14 protein-coding genes are annotated in these 14,900 nt (G+C 73.1%); 9 read left to right on the top strand and 5 right to left on the bottom strand.

The window, feature by feature from the left end:
• Nucleotides 1–64 precede the first annotated feature (64 nt).
• The 3 genes from ACIBQ8_RS00340 to ACIBQ8_RS00330 all read right to left on the bottom strand — a co-directional run bounded on the left by ACIBQ8_RS00340 (nt 65) and on the right by ACIBQ8_RS00330 (nt 1,967).
• On the bottom strand, nt 65–724 hold the full coding sequence (locus ACIBQ8_RS00340; protein ID WP_397190560.1) for a hypothetical protein: 660 nt from the start codon (nt 722–724) through the stop codon (nt 65–67).
• 96 nt (nt 725–820) lie between these two features.
• A complete protein-coding gene (locus ACIBQ8_RS00335; RefSeq protein ID WP_397190559.1) occupies nt 821–1,276 on the bottom strand; it encodes a hypothetical protein in 456 nt (151 codons plus the stop codon).
• Between the two features lie 73 nt (nt 1,277–1,349).
• Nucleotides 1,350–1,967, bottom strand: coding sequence for a DUF4142 domain-containing protein (locus ACIBQ8_RS00330; RefSeq protein ID WP_397167770.1), 618 nt, complete (start codon nt 1,965–1,967; stop codon nt 1,350–1,352).
• A gap of 88 nt (nt 1,968–2,055) precedes the next feature.
• Between ACIBQ8_RS00330 and ACIBQ8_RS00325 the strand changes: the two genes are divergently transcribed.
• The 5 genes from ACIBQ8_RS00325 (at nt 2,056) to ACIBQ8_RS00305 (ending at nt 6,992) form a co-directional block, all read left to right on the top strand.
• A complete protein-coding gene (locus ACIBQ8_RS00325) occupies nt 2,056–2,577 on the top strand; it encodes a carboxymuconolactone decarboxylase family protein (protein ID WP_397167768.1) in 522 nt (173 codons plus the stop codon).
• A gap of 92 nt (nt 2,578–2,669) precedes the next feature.
• Nucleotides 2,670–3,074 (top strand): nuclear transport factor 2 family protein, encoded by a 405-nt coding sequence (locus tag ACIBQ8_RS00320; RefSeq protein ID WP_397167767.1) that lies wholly within the window; start codon nt 2,670–2,672, stop codon nt 3,072–3,074.
• A gap of 116 nt (nt 3,075–3,190) precedes the next feature.
• Nucleotides 3,191–3,847 carry a CBS domain-containing protein gene (locus ACIBQ8_RS00315; RefSeq protein ID WP_397167765.1) on the top strand — a complete coding sequence of 219 codons (657 nt, stop codon included), beginning with the start codon at nt 3,191–3,193 and terminating at the stop codon, nt 3,845–3,847.
• Nucleotides 3,848–3,914: 67 nt separating this feature from the next.
• Nucleotides 3,915–5,612 (top strand): GAF domain-containing protein, encoded by a 1,698-nt coding sequence (locus ACIBQ8_RS00310; RefSeq protein ID WP_397190558.1) that lies wholly within the window; start codon nt 3,915–3,917, stop codon nt 5,610–5,612.
• Between the two features lie 156 nt (nt 5,613–5,768).
• Nucleotides 5,769–6,992: an MFS transporter gene (locus tag ACIBQ8_RS00305; RefSeq protein WP_397167761.1), complete on the top strand. Its 1,224-nt coding sequence runs from the start codon at nt 5,769–5,771 to the stop codon at nt 6,990–6,992.
• 64 nt (nt 6,993–7,056) lie between these two features.
• Here ACIBQ8_RS00305 and ACIBQ8_RS00300 read toward each other — a convergent pair whose 3' ends face one another.
• On the bottom strand, nt 7,057–7,464 hold the full coding sequence (locus ACIBQ8_RS00300; protein WP_397190557.1) for a pyridoxamine 5'-phosphate oxidase family protein: 408 nt from the start codon (nt 7,462–7,464) through the stop codon (nt 7,057–7,059).
• A gap of 65 nt (nt 7,465–7,529) precedes the next feature.
• Nucleotides 7,530–8,171, bottom strand: coding sequence for a response regulator transcription factor (locus ACIBQ8_RS00295; protein ID WP_357969496.1), 642 nt, complete (start codon nt 8,169–8,171; stop codon nt 7,530–7,532).
• Between the two features lie 188 nt (nt 8,172–8,359).
• Between ACIBQ8_RS00295 and ACIBQ8_RS00290 the strand changes: the two genes are divergently transcribed.
• Genes ACIBQ8_RS00290 through narI form a run of 4 tightly spaced genes read left to right on the top strand, consistent with a single transcriptional unit; the run spans nt 8,360 to nt 14,893 of the window.
• Nucleotides 8,360–12,001, top strand: a complete 3,642-nt coding sequence (locus tag ACIBQ8_RS00290; RefSeq protein ID WP_397191107.1) for a nitrate reductase subunit alpha — start codon at nt 8,360–8,362, stop codon at nt 11,999–12,001.
• A complete protein-coding gene (gene narH / locus ACIBQ8_RS00285) occupies nt 12,001–13,551 on the top strand; it encodes a nitrate reductase subunit beta (RefSeq protein ID WP_397167758.1) in 1,551 nt (516 codons plus the stop codon). Before ACIBQ8_RS00290 ends, narH begins: the two co-directional genes overlap by 1 nt.
• On the top strand, nt 13,548–14,210 hold the full coding sequence (gene narJ / locus ACIBQ8_RS00280; protein ID WP_397190556.1) for a nitrate reductase molybdenum cofactor assembly chaperone: 663 nt from the start codon (nt 13,548–13,550) through the stop codon (nt 14,208–14,210). Before narH ends, narJ begins: the two co-directional genes overlap by 4 nt.
• The gene (gene narI, locus ACIBQ8_RS00275; protein ID WP_397190555.1) at nt 14,207–14,893 is read left to right on the top strand and encodes a respiratory nitrate reductase subunit gamma; all 687 of its coding nucleotides are present in this window, start codon (nt 14,207–14,209) and stop codon (nt 14,891–14,893) included. Before narJ ends, narI begins: the two co-directional genes overlap by 4 nt.
• The last annotated feature ends 7 nt before the right edge of the window (nt 14,894–14,900 follow it).

Genomic DNA, 14,900 nt, shown 5'->3' with positions numbered 1-14,900 from the left:
GGCGGCGCCGGCTGGGTCGACTGCCTGCTGGAGGCACGCCGGACCCGCCGCATGACGGGGAACGTCAGCGGGCGGACGGCCGGGCGCGCGCGGCCGGGCGGGGCGGCCCGCGCCGGGAGAGCACCGGAGCCAGCAGCAGCGCCCGGTGACCCGCCACGGGAGGCCACAGCGGGCACGCGCGGGCGGGCCCGGCGGGCGGCGGAGCCAGGACGGACAGCCAGGCGCACAGGACGGCCCACAGCCGGGCCAGCCGGACCGTGCTCAACCGCAGCAACGCCGCCAGCGCCGCGTCCCCGCGGGCCAGCCACCAGCTCGACGAGAGGGCCACCGCCAGGTGGATCACCACCATCCCGGCGGAGCCGTGCCCATGGACGACGGCCCCGGCGGACGGCCCGGCGGGCGGCCCGGCGGGCGGCCCGGCGAAGGACGGGGAGGAGGCGTCGAGCAGGTGGCTCAGGCCGTACCGGGCGGACTCGGAGGCGTCGAAGAGCTCGTGGAGGCCGTACTGGGCGGCCACGCACATGGCCAGCAGGGGCGCCCGTCCACGAGGGCGGGAACCGGCGGCGTAGGCGGCCGCGAAGGTCGCCGCGACGGCCAGGGCCAGCGGGCCGGGCGCGATCGCCGTGCCGCCGACCAGCGTGTGCAGGGCCGCCGAGGCCAGGACGCACACGGCCGTGAACACCGCGGCGCGAAGCGCGCGGACCACGGGACGGCCGACCTGCATCCGGCCATCGTGCCAGAGCCCGTCCGGGCCGTCATCCGCCCCCTTGCGCACCAGGCGGCCGCACCGGGCGACGGGGAGAGGGGGCGCCGGCAAGGGTCAATGGTGTTGCGGGGTTTCCAGTTCGCCGCCCAGGCGGTCGCGTAGCCGTTCCAGCAGGTCGGCCGTGGCGACGACGACCCAGCGGTCGCCGACCAGGTACGCGCCGCCGTACGCCTGGGCGATGTCGAGCCAGTCTCGTTTGCCCTGGTCGGTGCTGAACGTCACGATCGTCAGGCGCCCCTGGGGGGTGTCGCAGGCCGCCTGCCGCAGCTCGGCGGCGTCGGTCTGGAGCTTGCCGCCGGGGCAGCCGAGCAGGGCGGTGAGCTGCTTCATGTCGCCGGCCGGCACCTTCGGCGCGGCGGCGGCGGCGGGGGCGGGGGGAGCGGCGCCGTGGTGGTGCGCCGGCAGCCCCTGGGGGACGGGGGCGGCCGCGCACCCCGCCAGCAGGGCGATGCCCAGGGCGGCGATCGCCCGCCGCGACGCGCGGACGGGTGCTTCGAGAAGTTCGGGCATGAGGTCGGTGTTCCGCCGGAGTGTCGATGGGACCGGTCCCCCGTGGAAAGACGCGCTTCCAGGGGCCGGCAGGTCAGGAGGTGGGCGGGGCGGGGGACGGGACCGGCGGCTCGGGGAGCTGGTTGTGGTTCACCAGGCCGGTCGATTCGAGGTACGTCATGTGGCGCATGACGAAGTTGATGCCTTCCTGGGCGAACCTGCGGATCTCGGCGTTCCTCGTCCCGGCCCGGACGAGCGCCAGGGTGCCGAAGACCTTGCCGTGCGCGGCGCGCAGCAGGTTCGCGTAGTCCTGGTCGAAGGCCGGGCCGCTCTCGGCCGCGAGCTGGGCCAGCCAGCGCTGCTGGTCGGGGTTGGGCTCGTCGGGCAGGGCGACGCCGAGCCTGGCCGCCGTGTCGCGGGTGATCTGGTCCAGCTTCTGGTGCTCGCCCATGATCTGCTTGCCGACCTGCTTGACGCGCGGCGACTGGGCGCGGGTGGCGGCGTACTCGCCCGCGGGCATCTCCCACAGGCCCGCCTGCCGCACCTTGATCAGCAGGTCGATGTCGGCGGCCGAGAGGGGGCCCGAGGGCGTGATGGTCCGTTGCGCGTCCGCGGGGTCGATCGACGGGGGCAGGATCAGCAGGATCGTCGCCGCCGCCGCCGCGACGAAGCCGCCCAGCATGAACATCTCACCGCGCAGGAGCCTGTGCATGCTCGAAGGTACGCGGGCCCGCCGGATCCGGTTCAACATAATCGGAACCGATTTCCTGGATACCCCCTAAGGGTATAGAGTGCGCCGTATGAGACGTCTTGAACCGCTCGTTCCTGAGAAGGCCCCCGAGAAGTCCCGTCAGATCCTGGACGACCTCGTCGCCCGGCACGGCACGGTGGGTGACATGGTGTCCACGATGGCCCACTCGCCCGCCTTGCTCCAGGGATACCTGGACTTCTCCCGGGCGATGAAGCGGGTGAAGCTCCCTCGCGCGCTCAGCGAGAAGATCTCGCTGGCCGTGCAGGAGTGGATCGGCTGCGGCACGTGCCTGGCCGCGCACACCGAGGGGGCGCTGGCCGCCGGGCTGAGCGAGGCCGACGTCGCGCTGGCCCGCCAGGGCACCTCGGCCGACGCGCGGGAGGCCGCGCTGATCGCGGTGGCGGTGCGGGTGCTGGTCGAGCCGTCGTCCATCACCGACGAGGAGGTGGCCGCGCTGCGCTCCCACGGCTGGAGCGACCGGGTGATCGCCGAGGTCGTCGGCCTGGTCTCGCTCAACCTGCTGACCGGCGCGTTCAACCTGCTCGTGGGGAACCAGCCGGAAGAGAAGTAGGTCAGGGGTACGGTGGTGGTGTACTGGCTCAAGTCGATCGGCGGGCGACCGGACCCGGCTCCCGCACGCCCCGGCGACGGATGGAGGACGACATGACCGTGCGCGAACCGGCGGCATCCCCGCAGCGGCAGCACCGCGCCCACGCCGACGCGATCGACGCCTTCATCGCCGCCGCCAACGCCGACGACCCCGACCACCGTTCCGCGCTGCTCAGCCGCGCCCTCGCCGCCGACGTGGTGTTCTGGGGGCCGCTCGGCCGCGGGGCCGGCCGGGGCGCGGTGGCCGACTTCGTCACCGAGGTGGTGCAGGGCTACCGGGCCGGCGGCTGCCGCATGGTCCGCACGACGTCCGTCGACGCGCCGCACGAGTGGGCCCGGTTCGGCTGGCGCTTCGAGGGACCCGACGGCGCCACCGTCCTGTCGGGCACCGACATGGTCCATCTCACCGCCGCCGGCGACATCGACGAGATCGTGGTCTTCGCGGGCCCGCTCCACTGACGTCCGCTCACCGCCGCCGGCGTCCAGGACCTAAGCCCTTCGGCCGCGGGACGTTCGCCGCTGCCGCCACCGCCCCCGCGCGAGGGACCGTGGAGGCGGAAAGCGAGGTGGCGATCATGTCGATCGAGGTCAAGGACGTCATGGGACGCGTGGCGATCGCGGTGCTGGAGCACGCGTCGTTCGCCGACATCGTGGCGGCGATGAAGCGGTACGCGGTGGGCGCGGTCACCGTGATCGACGCCGACCGGCGGCCGGTGGGCGTGGTGTCGGAGGACGACCTGCTGCTCAAGGAGACCGGCCGGGCGCGGCACGCCGTGTCCGTCCTCGACTCGCGGGCGCGGCGGCAGGAGCACCGCAAGGCCGCCGCCGTCAGCGCCGCGGAGCTGATGACGTCGCCGGCGGTCACGGTCACCCCGGGCATGCCGGTGCGCGAGGCGGCCAGGATCATGCACGCCCGGCGCATCAAGCAGCTTCCGGTGATCGACCCGGTCACCGGCCGCGTCGTCGGCACCCTGCACCAGCGCGACGTGCTGCGCGTCTTCACCCGCCCGGCCGCCGAGCTGGAGGCGGACGTCAGGGCCGTGCTCCCGCCGGACGGCACGTTCGCGGTCGCGATCGACGCCGGCGTGGTCACGATCACCGGCAGGCCGGCGAGCGGGACGCGGGCCGCCGCGCTGACCGAGGCGGTCCGGGCGGTGGAGGGCGTCGTCGACGTCGTGACCGAGCTCGACCGCGACCGGGACGACCTGTTCACCGTCCCGCCGCTGCTGTAGCCCTGGCGTCCGGCGGCCTGGCGGGCTGATTCCGGCAGCGGGTGCAGGAGCTGGGACACTGAACGGCATGTCGGAAAGTGAGCAGAGCAGCCTGATGCCCCAGATGCGGCTCGACGAGCTGCTGGCCGAGCTGCAGACGAGGCTCAACGCCGTCCTGGCCACCCGCGACCGGGTGCACGCGCTGCTGGAGGCCGTCGTCTCGGTGGGCAGCGACCTCGACCTGGAGACGGTGCTGCGCCGGATCGTCGAGACGGCCACCAAGCTGGTGGACGCCACGTACGGGGCGCTCGGCGTGGTCGGCGAGGAGCAGACGCTCGTCCAGTTCATCCCGGTGGGGCTGAGCGAGGAGGAGATCGCCCGCATCGAGCACTGGCCGCACGGGCTCGGCCTGCTCGGCCTGCTGATCAAGGACGCCCGCCCGCTCCGGCTGGGCCGCATCTCCGACCACCCCGAGTCCTACGGCTTCCCGCCCGGCCACCCGCCGATGGGCACCTTCCTCGGCGTCCCGGTACGCGTGCGCGACGAGGTGTTCGGCAACCTCTACCTGACCGAGAAACGCGGCGGCGGCGACTTCGACGAGGAGGACGAGGCCATCGTGATCGCCCTGGCCACCGCCGCCGGCGTCGCCGTGGAGAACGCCCGCCTGTACGAGGAGTCGCGCCGCCGCGAGACCTGGCTGAAGGCGTCCTCGGAGATCACCACCAGTCTGCTGTCCGGCGCCGGCTCCCGCGAGGTGCTCACCACCATGGCGGCGCGGGCCCGCCAGATGAGCGACGCCGACCTGGTCCAGGTGCTGCTGCCCGACCCGTCGGGCAGCACGCTCACCGTCGACGTGGCCGAGGGCGAGGGCGCCGACGAGCTGCTGGGGACGGCGTTCGACGTCTCGGCGACCCTGGCGGGGGAGGCGTTCACGCACGCCGAGCCCAGGTCCGAGCGGGACCTGCCGGGCGCGCCCTACCCCGACTCGCCGCTGCGCCGGCTGGGCTACGGGCCGGGCCTGATGGTCCCGCTGGGCGCCGCGCCCCGCGCGCGCGGGGTGCTCATGCTGGCCAAGCGCGGCGGACGGCTGCCGTTCAGCGGGGCCGACCAGCAGATGCTGGAGTCGTTCGCGGGGCAGGCGGCGATCGCGCTGGAGCTGGCCGAGGCCCGCCGCGACGCCGAACGGCTCGGCCTGCTGGAGGACCGCGACCGTATCGCCAAGGACCTGCACGACGTCGTCATCCAGCGCCTGTTCGCCACCGCGATGACGCTGATGAGCACCGTCCGGCTGGTCGAACGCCCCGAGGCGGGCAAACGGCTGCAACACGCCATCGACGAGCTGGACGAGACCATCCGGCAGATCCGCTCGTCCATCTTCGCCCTCCAGGCCCCGCGCGAGGACGCCGCGCCGAGCCTGCGCACGAAGATCGTCGACCTGGTCGAGGGGGCCGGCGCGCACCTGGGGTTCATGCCCGGCCTGCGCATGGAGGGGCAGATCGACACCCTGGTGCCCGACGAGGTGGCCGGGCACCTGCTCGCCGTCCTGCGCGAGGCGCTGTCCAACGTGGTGCGCCACTCCCACGCCACCCGGGCCGAGGTCTCCATCGAGGTCGCCGGCGGCCGGCTCACCCTCGTCGTCGGCGACAACGGCGTCGGCGTGGGCGACGGCGGGCGGCGCAGCGGCCTGCGCAACATCGAGGAACGGGCCGCCGACCTCGGCGGGGCCGCCGAGCTGGAGACGCCGGAGGAGGGCGGCACCCGCCTGCGCTGGCACGTCCCGCTGTGAGGGCCGCGCCGGCACCTCGCGCGTCCTAAGTCCCGGGAGGTCGGGACCTTCGTCCATACCCCGCGTCATGCCCGCTGAGCTGTGATGAGACGGCACAGCCAGGTGATCGCGGCCATCCAGGCCGCCCCACCTCCGCATGAACCACGTGAGGAAGACATGACGAACGCACCGGCCACCACCCCCGGCCGCAGCCCGGCGTTGATGCTCACCCTGGCGACCCTGGGCTTCGCGGTGAACTTCTGGGCCTGGGCCCTGCTCAGTCCGCTCGGGCCGCGTTTCAAGGAACTGCTCGGGCTGTCGGCCGGGCAGCAGGCCCTGCTGGTGGCCGTCCCGGTGATCGTGGGGTCGCTGGGCCGCATCCCGGTCGGCGCGCTCACCGACAGGTTCGGCGGCCGGGTGATGTTCCCGCTGGTCTCGGCGGCCACCATCGTCCCCGTCCTGTTCATCGGCCTGTTCGGGCAGACATCGATGGTCTCGCTGCTGATCGGCGGGTTCTTCCTCGGCGTCGGCGGCACCGTGTTCGCCGTCGGGGTGCCGTTCGTCAACGCCTGGTTCCCGCCGAACCGGCGCGGCCTGGCCGTCGGGATCTTCGGCGCCGGGATGGGCGGCACCGCGATCAGCGCGCTGACCACCGTCCCGCTGGTCCGCGGCGGCGGCGCCGCCGTGCCGTTCCTCATCACCGCCGTCGTGCTGGCCGCGTACGCGGTCGTGGCGTGGCTGGTGCTGCGCGACGCGCCCGGCCGCGCCGTCGTCACCCAGCCGCTCGGCGCGCGCCTGGCCGCCGCGCTCAGGCTGCCGATCACCTGGCAGGCGTGCGTGCTGTACGCGGTCGCCTTCGGCGGTTACGTCGCCTTCTCGGTCTACCTGCCCGCCTACCTGCAGACCGGCTACGGGCTGGAGCAGGCCGACGCCGCCAACCGGATGGCCGGGTTCGTCGTGCTGGCCGTGCTGGCGCGGCCGATCGGCGGCTGGCTGTCTGACCGCGTCGGCCCGGTGCCCGTGCTGACCGGCGTGTTCGTCGTCACCGCCGGCACCGCGGGCGTCCAGGCGCTCACCCCCGGCCTCATGCCGGTCGGCACGATCGCGTTCCTGACCATGGCCGCCGCGCTCGGCGCCGGCAGCGGCGCCACCTTCGCCCTGGTCGCGCAGGTCGCCCCGGCCGACAAGGTCGGCACGGTCACCGGCCTGGTCGGCGCCGCCGGCGGGCTCGGCGGGTTCGTCCCGCCGCTGGTGATGGGCTTCCTGTACGGCCGGCTCGGCTCGTACGGCCTCGGCCTGGCCCTGCTGGCGGCCACCGCCGTGCTCACCCTGGCCCTGACGGTGACCGCGGTCCGCGCGCTGGCCGCCCGCCGGGTCGCCGGCCCGGCCGGCTCGCGCTGACCGCACGAAAAAAAGCGGGGCCCGGCCGTCCGGCCGGGCCCCGCGCAATGGCGTCAGCGGTACGTCACCCGGCGATCCGGCGGCCGGACACCTGCTCGGCGTCGACCACGATGTAGTGGTCGCGGCTGCCCGGAGCCCACGGGGACAGGGGCAGCGCGGCCAGCCGGGCCGTCTCGGCCGGATCGGTCACCGCCCGCGCGTGCCCGACCGCCGTCACCGACCAGCCGGTGCGCATCGCGGGATCGAACTCGTCGGCCTCGAACGCCACCACGGCGTGCCGGGTGGCCGCGGCCAGCTTCGACCCGATCGACGTGCGGATGACGACACGCTCGCCGTCGAGGCAGAAGTTGACCGGCTGCACGGCCGGCAGGGCGCGATCGGTGTAGACGATCCGCCCGATCGGCGTGGACGACAGCAGGCGCAGGCACTCCTCACGAGAGAGCACCTGGAGCCCGGACGAGTCGAGTTGCATGCTTCTCAGCCTCCCACCAGGTACGTTCCCGGCGTCAGAGGCGAAAGTCCCGATGAGGGTGACGCTCAGTCGCGACGGTCGGCCCGCAACCGCGCCGACAGCGCGGCGGCCTGCGTCCGGCGCTGCATGTTGAGCTTGGCCAGCAGGTTGGACACGTAGTTCTTGACCGTCTTCTCGGCCAGGAACATGCGCTCGCCGATCTGCCGGTTGGTCAGCCCCTCGCCGATCAGGTCGAGGATGTGCCGCTCCTGCTCCGACAGCGCCGCCAGCGGGTCCTGCCGGGCGGCCTGGTCGCGCAGCCGCTGCAACATGGCGGCGGTGGTCTGCGGGTCGAGCAGCGACTGCCCGGAGGCCACCGTGCGCACCGCGCCGACCAGGTCGGAGCCGTGGATCTGCTTGAGCACGTAGCCCGAGGCGCCGGCCATCACCGCGTCGAACAGGGCGTCGTCGTCGGCGAAGGAGGTCAGCATGAGGCAGGCCAGCCCCGGCAGCTTGGAGCGCACCTCGCGGCACACGTCGACGCCGTTGCCGTCGGGCAGGCGCACGTCGAGCACCGCGACGTCGGGCTTCAGCGCCGGGATGCGGGCGATGGCCGACTCGGCGGTCCCGGCCTCGCCGATCACCTCGATGTCGTCCTCGGAGCCCAGCAGGGCGGCCACGCCACGCCGCACGACCTCGTGATCGTCGAGAAGGAACACACGAATCATGTCTCCGACGCTACCGCCTCCCGTCACCCGGAAGTAGGGACCAAGGTCCCCGGCTGCCGGTCGTGGGCCCATCGGCCGGTACGAAGGGACTTTGGTCCCTGCCGGGAGCGCATGCCCGCCCACCAGCCTGGATCCATGACCGTTGTGGCAGGGGAAGAGTTGTGAGCGACATAGACGCGATCCCGGGCATGGGGCCGTTGCTGGCGGCCAGGAAGTTCTTCACCAGGGCGGAGGTGTCGGCCGACGGCCGCACCCTGCACCAGGTGGATCCCGGCGCCTGGGACCGCTTCTACCGGGACCGGTGGGCGCACGACAAGGTGGTGCGCTCGACGCACGGCGTGAACTGCACGGGCTCGTGCTCCTGGCAGGTGTTCGTCAAGGACGGCCTGATCACGTGGGAGCACCAGGCCACCGACTACCCGTCGGTCGGCCCGGAGTCGCCCGAGTACGAGCCGCGCGGCTGTCCCCGTGGCGCGTCCTTCTCCTGGTACACCTACTCTCCCTCGCGGGTGCGCTACCCGTACGTGCGCGGGGTGCTGCTGGAGATGTGGCGCGAGGCCAAGGCCAGGCTGGGCGACCCCGTGCTGGCGTGGGCGGAGCTGACCGGTGACCCGGAGCGCGCGCGGGCCTACAAGCGGGCCCGCGGCAAGGGTGGGTTCGTCCGGTCGAGCTGGGAGGAGGTCCTGGAGCTCATGGCCGCCGCCCACGTGCACACCATCAAGGACCACGGCCCCGACCGGGTGGTGGGCTTCTCGCCGATCCCGGCGATGTCGATGGCCTCGTTCGCGGCCGGCACCCGCTTCCTGTCGATGATCGGCGGCACGCTGCTGTCGTTCTACGACTGGTACGCCGACCTGCCGATCGCCTCGCCGCAGGTGTGGGGCGACCAGACCGACGTGCCCGAGGCGGCCGACTGGTGGAACTCCCGCTACCTGATCATGTGGGGCTCCAACATCCCGGTCACCCGCACCCCGGACGCCCACTTCATGACCGAGGCGCGCTACCAGGGCACCAAGGTCGTCGCGGTCAGCCCGGACTACGCCGACAACGTCAAGTTCGCCGACGACTGGCTCGCGCCGCACCCCGGCACCGACGGCGCCCTGGCCATGGCGATGGGCCACGTGACGCTGACCGAGTTCTTCCGCGACCGCCAGGTGCCCTACTTCACCGACTACGTGCGCAAGTACACCGACCTGCCGTTCCTGGTGACGCTGGAGCCGCGCGGCGACGCGTACGTGCCGCGCCGCTTCCTGACCGCCGCCGACCTGGGCCAGGAGAGCGAGAACGCCGAGTTCAAGACCGTCTTCCTGGACGAGACGACCGGCGCGGCGCAGGTGCCGAACGGCTCGCTCGGCCACCGCTGGGGCCAGGAGGGCGAGGGCCGCTGGAACCTCGACCTGGACGGCGCCGTCCCCGCGCTGACCCTGCTCGGCCGGTCCGGGCGCGCGGTCGAGGTGGACCTGCCGCGCTTCGACGAGGGCCCTACCGAGGGCGGCTCGGTCATGCGCCGCGGCGTCCCGGTCACCGAGATGGGCGGCAAGCTCGTCACGACGGTGTTCGACCTGCTCATGGCCCAGTACGGCGTGGCCCGCGACCTGCCCGGCGAATGGCCGGCGAGCTACGAGGACGCCACGCAGCCCTACACCCCGGCCTGGGCGGAGGAGATCACCTCGGTGCCGGCCGCCACGATCGCCAGGATCGCCCGCGAGTTCGCCCGCAACGCCGAGCGCACCCGGGGCCGGTCGATGATCGCGATGGGCGCCGGCACCAACCACTGGTTCCACTCCGACCAGATCTACCGCTCGTTCCTGACGCTGGTGCTGCTGACCGGCTGCCAGGGCGTCAACGGCGGCGGCTGGGCGCACTACGTGGGCCAGGAGAAGGTCCGCCCGGTCACCGGCTTCCAGCACCTGGCCTTCGGCTTCGACTGGCAGCGCCCGACCCGGCACATGGCCGGCACCGCGTTCTGGTACCTGGCCACCGACCAGTGGCGTTACGAGCGCATCGGGGCCGGCGAGCTGGCCAGCCCGCTGGGCGAGGGCAGGTTCGCGGGCCGCTCGTTCGCCGACTGCAACGCCCAGGCGGCCCGGCTGGGCTGGCTGCCCTCGCACCCGACGTTCGACCGCAACCCGCTCAAGCTCGCCGACGAGGCCGCCGCGCGCGGCGTCCCGGTGGCCGAGTACGTGGTGGAGGAGCTGAAGGCCGGGCGGTTGCGCTTCGCCGCCGAGGACCCGGGCGACCCGGCCAACTTCCCGCGGGTGCTGACCGTGTGGCGGGCCAACCTGCTCGGCTCGTCCGGCAAGGGCAACGAGTACTTCCTGCGCCACCTGCTCGGCGCCGACGCCGAGGCGCGCAACGAGGAGACGCCCGAGGGGCTGCGCCCGGCCGAGGTGACCTGGCGGGAGAACGCCGCCGAGGGCAAGCTCGACCTGCTGACGACGATCGACTTCCGGATGACGTCCACGGCGCTGTTCTCCGACGTGGTCCTGCCCGCCGCCACCTGGTACGAGAAGCACGACCTGTCCAGCACCGACATGCACCCGTTCGTGCACGCCTTCAACCCGGCCATCGCCCCGCCCTGGCAGACCAGGTCCGACCACGACGCCTTCCTCGGGCTGGCCGACGCCTTCTCCGAGCTGGCCGCCCGCCATCTGGGCCGGCGGACCGACGTGCTGGCCGTCCCGCTCACCCACGACACCCCGGACGAGCTGGCCCAGCCGGGCGGCCGGGTGCGTGACTGGAAGCACGGCGAGTGCGAGCCCGTCCCGGGCCGGACGATGCCCAAGATCGTCACGGTCGAGCGCGACTACGGCGCCGTCGCCGAGCGCGTGCGCGGGATCGGGCCGCTGTTCGCCGACCTGGGCCTGACCACCAAGGGGATCACCTACCGGGTGGGCCCCGAGCTGGACTACCTGCGCGAGCAGAACGGCGAGACCCCCGAGGGCCACATCTCTCTCGGCACCGCCGACCGGATGTGCGAGGCCATCCTCGCGCTGTCCGGCACCACCAACGGCCGCCTGGCCACCCAGGGCTTCGAGACCATGGAGAAGCGCACCGGGACCAGGCTCGCCGACCTGGCCGCCGAGCACGAGGGCAGGCGCATCACGTTCGCCGACACGCGGTCGAGACCGCAGCCGGTGATCACCTCGCCCGAGTGGTCCGGCTCGGAGACCGGCGGGCGCCGCTACTCCGCCTTCGTCATCAACGTCGAACGCGACAAACCGTGGCACACCCTGACCGGCCGGCAGCAGTTCTTCCTCGACCACGACTGGATCATCGAGCTGGGCGAGCAGCTTCCGGCCTACCGGCCGCCGCTGGACCTGCGCCGCCACCACGGCGACCAGCGCGACGGGCAGGCTGACGGGCAGGGCGCCGAGGTCACCGTGCGGTACCTGACGCCGCACTCGAAGTGGTCGATCCACTCGGAGTACCAGGACAACGCCTACATGCTGGCCCTGTCGCGGGGCGGGCCGACGATCTGGATGAGCGTCGAGGACGCCGCCTCGATCGGGGCCGCCGACAACGACTGGATCGAGGCGTACAACCGCAACGGCGTGGTGGTGGCCAGGGCGGTCGTCTCCCACCGGATGCCGGCCGGGACCGTGTACATGTACCACGCCAAGGACCGCAACGTGAACGTCCCGCTCACCGAGCGGTCGGGCCGGCGCGGCGGCGTGCACAACTCCCTCACCCGGCTGCTGCTCAAGCCCAGCCACCTCATCGGCGGGTACGCGCAGTTCACCTACGCCTTCAACTACTACGGGCCGACCGGCAACCAGCGTGACGAGATCACGGTGATCCGCCGCCGCGGCCAGGAGGTGACCTACTGATGCGCGTCATGGCACAGGTCGCCATGGTGATGAACCTGGACAAGTGCATCGGCTGCCACACCTGTTCCGTCACCTGCAAGCAGACCTGGACGAACCGGGACGGCGTCGAGTACGTCTGGTTCAACAACGTCGAGACCAAGCCCGGCGTCGGCTACCCCAAGCGGTACGAGGACCAGGAACGCTGGCACGGCGGCTGGCAGCTCGACGGGCGCGGCCGGCTCAAGCTGCGGGCGGGCGGCCGGGTCAAGCGGCTGCTCAGCCTGTTCTCCAACCCCGACCTGCCGGACCTGGACGACTACTACGAGCCGGCCACCTACGACTACGACACCCTGCTCAACGCCCCCGCCGGGCCGCACGTGCCGGTCATCCGTCCCAAGTCGGCCATCACCGGCAAGGACATGAACATCACGTGGGGCGCGAACTGGGAGGACGACCTCGGCGGCGCCCCCGAGCACGCCCACGGCGACCCCAACCTGGCGGCCATGGCCGAGAAGGTGCGCATGGAGTTCGACCAGACCTTCATGTTCCACCTGCCACGCATCTGCGAGCACTGCCTCAACCCGGCGTGCGTGGCCGCCTGCCCCTCCGGCGCGATGTACAAGCGGGAGGAGGACGGCATCGTCCTGGTCGACCAGGACCGCTGCCGCGGCTGGCGCATGTGCGTCTCGTCGTGCCCGTACAAGAAGGTGTACGTCAACCACAAGACCGGCAAGGCCGAGAAGTGCACGTTCTGCTTCCCCCGCATCGAGGCGGGACAGCCGACCGTGTGCGCCGAGACCTGCGTGGGCCGGCTGCGCTACATCGGGCTCGTCCTGTACGACGCCGACGCCGTGCTCGCCGCCGCCCGCGTGCCCGACCCGCGCGACCTGCTGGAGGCCCAGCGCAAGGTCTTCCTCGACCCCGACGACCCGCAGGTGGCCGCCGCCGCGCGGGCCGGCGGGATCAGCGAGGACTGGATCGAGGCCGCGCGGCGCTCGCCGATCTACCGGCTGGTCATGCGCTACCGGGTGGCGCTGCCGCTGCACCCGGAGTACCGCACGCTGCCGATGGTCTGGTACATCCCGCCGCTGTCGCCGGTGCTGGACGCCGTGACCGGGGCCGGCGCGGACGCCGACGACCCCGACAACGTCTTCCACGCCATCACCGACCTGCGCATCCCGCTGGAGTACCTGGCCGGGCTGTTCAGCGCCGGGGACACCGAGGTGGTGGCCGGGGTGCTGATGAAGCTGTCGGCGATGCGCGGCTACATGCGGGCCCGCACCCTCGACGGCACCGTGGCCGGGGACCTGCTGGAGTCGGCCGGGATGACGGCCCGGGACATGGAGGAGATGTACCGCCTGCTGGCCGTCGCCAAGTACGAGGAGCGCTACGTCGTGCCCGCCGCCCACCGCGAGGACGCCGCCGCGCTGTCGGCCCAGGCCGCCGGATGCAGCCTGGACGGCGACGGCGGCCCCGGGATGAGCGAGTTCCACCCGACCGGCGTGACCGGCCGCCGCAGCGACGGACGCCTGGGCCTGAAGCTGTTCACCGGAAAGGGACCGGCGTCATGAGACTGCTGCCCGCCCCCGACGCCGTCGTCGAACGGCCGCAGGACCGCGCCGCGCTGCTCCGGCTGGTCTCGCTGCTGCTGCAGTACCCGGACGCCGGGCTGCTGGCCGCCCGCCCCGAGCTGCGCGAGGCCGTCGCCGCGCTGCCCGACGGGCATCCGCGCCAGGCGCTGGAGCAGTTCCTGTGGTGGTTCGGCGACCGGCAGCCGATGCCGCTGGCCCGCCACTACGTCGAGACCTTCGACCTGCGCCGCAGGTCCAGCCTCTACCTCACCTACTACCTGCACGGCGACACCCGCCGCCGGGGCATGGCCCTGCTGACGCTCAAGCAGCGCTACCGCGTGGCCGGGCTCACCCCGCCCGACGGCGAGCTGCCCGACTTCCTGCCCGTGGTGTGCGAGTTCGCCGCGCTGGCCGGGCCGGACGTGGGCGAGGCGCCGCTGCGCCAGCACCGCAAGGGGCTGGAGCTCATCCGCACCGCCCTGCACGAGGCCGGCTCGCCGTACGCGCTCGTGCTGGACGCCCTGTGCGCGGTGCTGCCCGGCATGTCGGAGGCCGAGCGGGCCGCAGTGGCCGACCTCGCCCTGGCCGGCCCGCCCGCCGAGGAGGTCGGCCTGGCCCCGTACGGGCCGCCGCTGAACGAGAGTGAGGTACGGCCGTGAGCGTCGTGCTCTGGGCGATCGTCCCCTATGTCGCTTTGACGATCTTCGTCGCCGGGCACGTCTGGCGCTGGCGGGTGGACCAGTTCGGCTGGACCACCCGGACCACGCAGGTGCTGGAGAGCAGGCTGCTGCGGCTCGGCTCGCCGCTGTTCCACCTGGGCGCGTTCGCGGCCATCGGCGGTCACGTGCTCGGCCTGCTCGTCCCCAAGAGCTGGACCGCGGCCGTCGGCGTGGACGAGCACCTCTACCACCTGGTGTCGGTCAGCGCCGGGACCGCGGCCGGGGTCATGGTCGTCGCGGGCCTGACGCTGCTGCTGGCCCGGCGCCTGACCAGCCCGCGGGTGCGGCGCACCACCACCCGCGCCGACAAGGTGCTGTTCACCGTGCTGGCCGTGGTGATCGCGCTCGGCATGGCCGCGACGGTGGGCAGCAACCTGCTCGGCGGCGGCTACGACTACCGGGCCACGATCGCCGTCTGGTTCCGGGGCGTGCTGACCTTCCGTCCCGACCCGCGGCTGATGGCCGACGTGCCGCTGCTGTTCCAGTTGCACGCCATGTCGGCCTGGCTGCTGGCGGCCATCTGGCCGTTCACCCGGCTGGTGCACGTGTGGTCGGCGCCGGTGGCGTACCTGTGGCGGCCCTACGTCGTCTACCGGCGGCGCGTGCCCGTCCGGGCGCGCTGACCGGCGC

It is taken from the genome of Nonomuraea sp. NPDC049646, assembly GCF_044465525.1.
Classification (GTDB): domain Bacteria; phylum Actinomycetota; class Actinomycetes; order Streptosporangiales; family Streptosporangiaceae; genus Nonomuraea.
This window is presented reverse-complemented; position numbering and strand designations above follow the sequence as displayed.

What these genes read in the sequence shown, in the direction of transcription:
- ACIBQ8_RS00340 (WP_397190560.1), bottom strand. Translation starts at nt 724, where the DNA reads ATGCAGGTCGGCCGTCCCGTGGTCCGCGCGCTTCGCGCCGCGGTGTTC.
- ACIBQ8_RS00335 (WP_397190559.1), bottom strand. Translation starts at nt 1,276, where the DNA reads ATGCCCGAACTTCTCGAAGCACCCGTCCGCGCGTCGCGGCGGGCGATC.
- ACIBQ8_RS00330 (WP_397167770.1), bottom strand. Translation starts at nt 1,967, where the DNA reads ATGCACAGGCTCCTGCGCGGTGAGATGTTCATGCTGGGCGGCTTCGTC.
- ACIBQ8_RS00325 (WP_397167768.1), top strand. Translation starts at nt 2,056, where the DNA reads ATGAGACGTCTTGAACCGCTCGTTCCTGAGAAGGCCCCCGAGAAGTCC.
- ACIBQ8_RS00320 (WP_397167767.1), top strand. Translation starts at nt 2,670, where the DNA reads ATGACCGTGCGCGAACCGGCGGCATCCCCGCAGCGGCAGCACCGCGCC.
- ACIBQ8_RS00315 (WP_397167765.1), top strand. Translation starts at nt 3,191, where the DNA reads ATGTCGATCGAGGTCAAGGACGTCATGGGACGCGTGGCGATCGCGGTG.
- ACIBQ8_RS00310 (WP_397190558.1), top strand. Translation starts at nt 3,915, where the DNA reads ATGTCGGAAAGTGAGCAGAGCAGCCTGATGCCCCAGATGCGGCTCGAC.
- ACIBQ8_RS00305 (WP_397167761.1), top strand. Translation starts at nt 5,769, where the DNA reads ATGACGAACGCACCGGCCACCACCCCCGGCCGCAGCCCGGCGTTGATG.
- ACIBQ8_RS00300 (WP_397190557.1), bottom strand. Translation starts at nt 7,464, where the DNA reads ATGCAACTCGACTCGTCCGGGCTCCAGGTGCTCTCTCGTGAGGAGTGC.
- ACIBQ8_RS00295 (WP_357969496.1), bottom strand. Translation starts at nt 8,171, where the DNA reads ATGATTCGTGTGTTCCTTCTCGACGATCACGAGGTCGTGCGGCGTGGC.
- ACIBQ8_RS00290 (WP_397191107.1), top strand. Translation starts at nt 8,360, where the DNA reads ATGGGGCCGTTGCTGGCGGCCAGGAAGTTCTTCACCAGGGCGGAGGTG.
- narH (WP_397167758.1), top strand. Translation starts at nt 12,001, where the DNA reads ATGCGCGTCATGGCACAGGTCGCCATGGTGATGAACCTGGACAAGTGC.
- narJ (WP_397190556.1), top strand. Translation starts at nt 13,548, where the DNA reads ATGAGACTGCTGCCCGCCCCCGACGCCGTCGTCGAACGGCCGCAGGAC.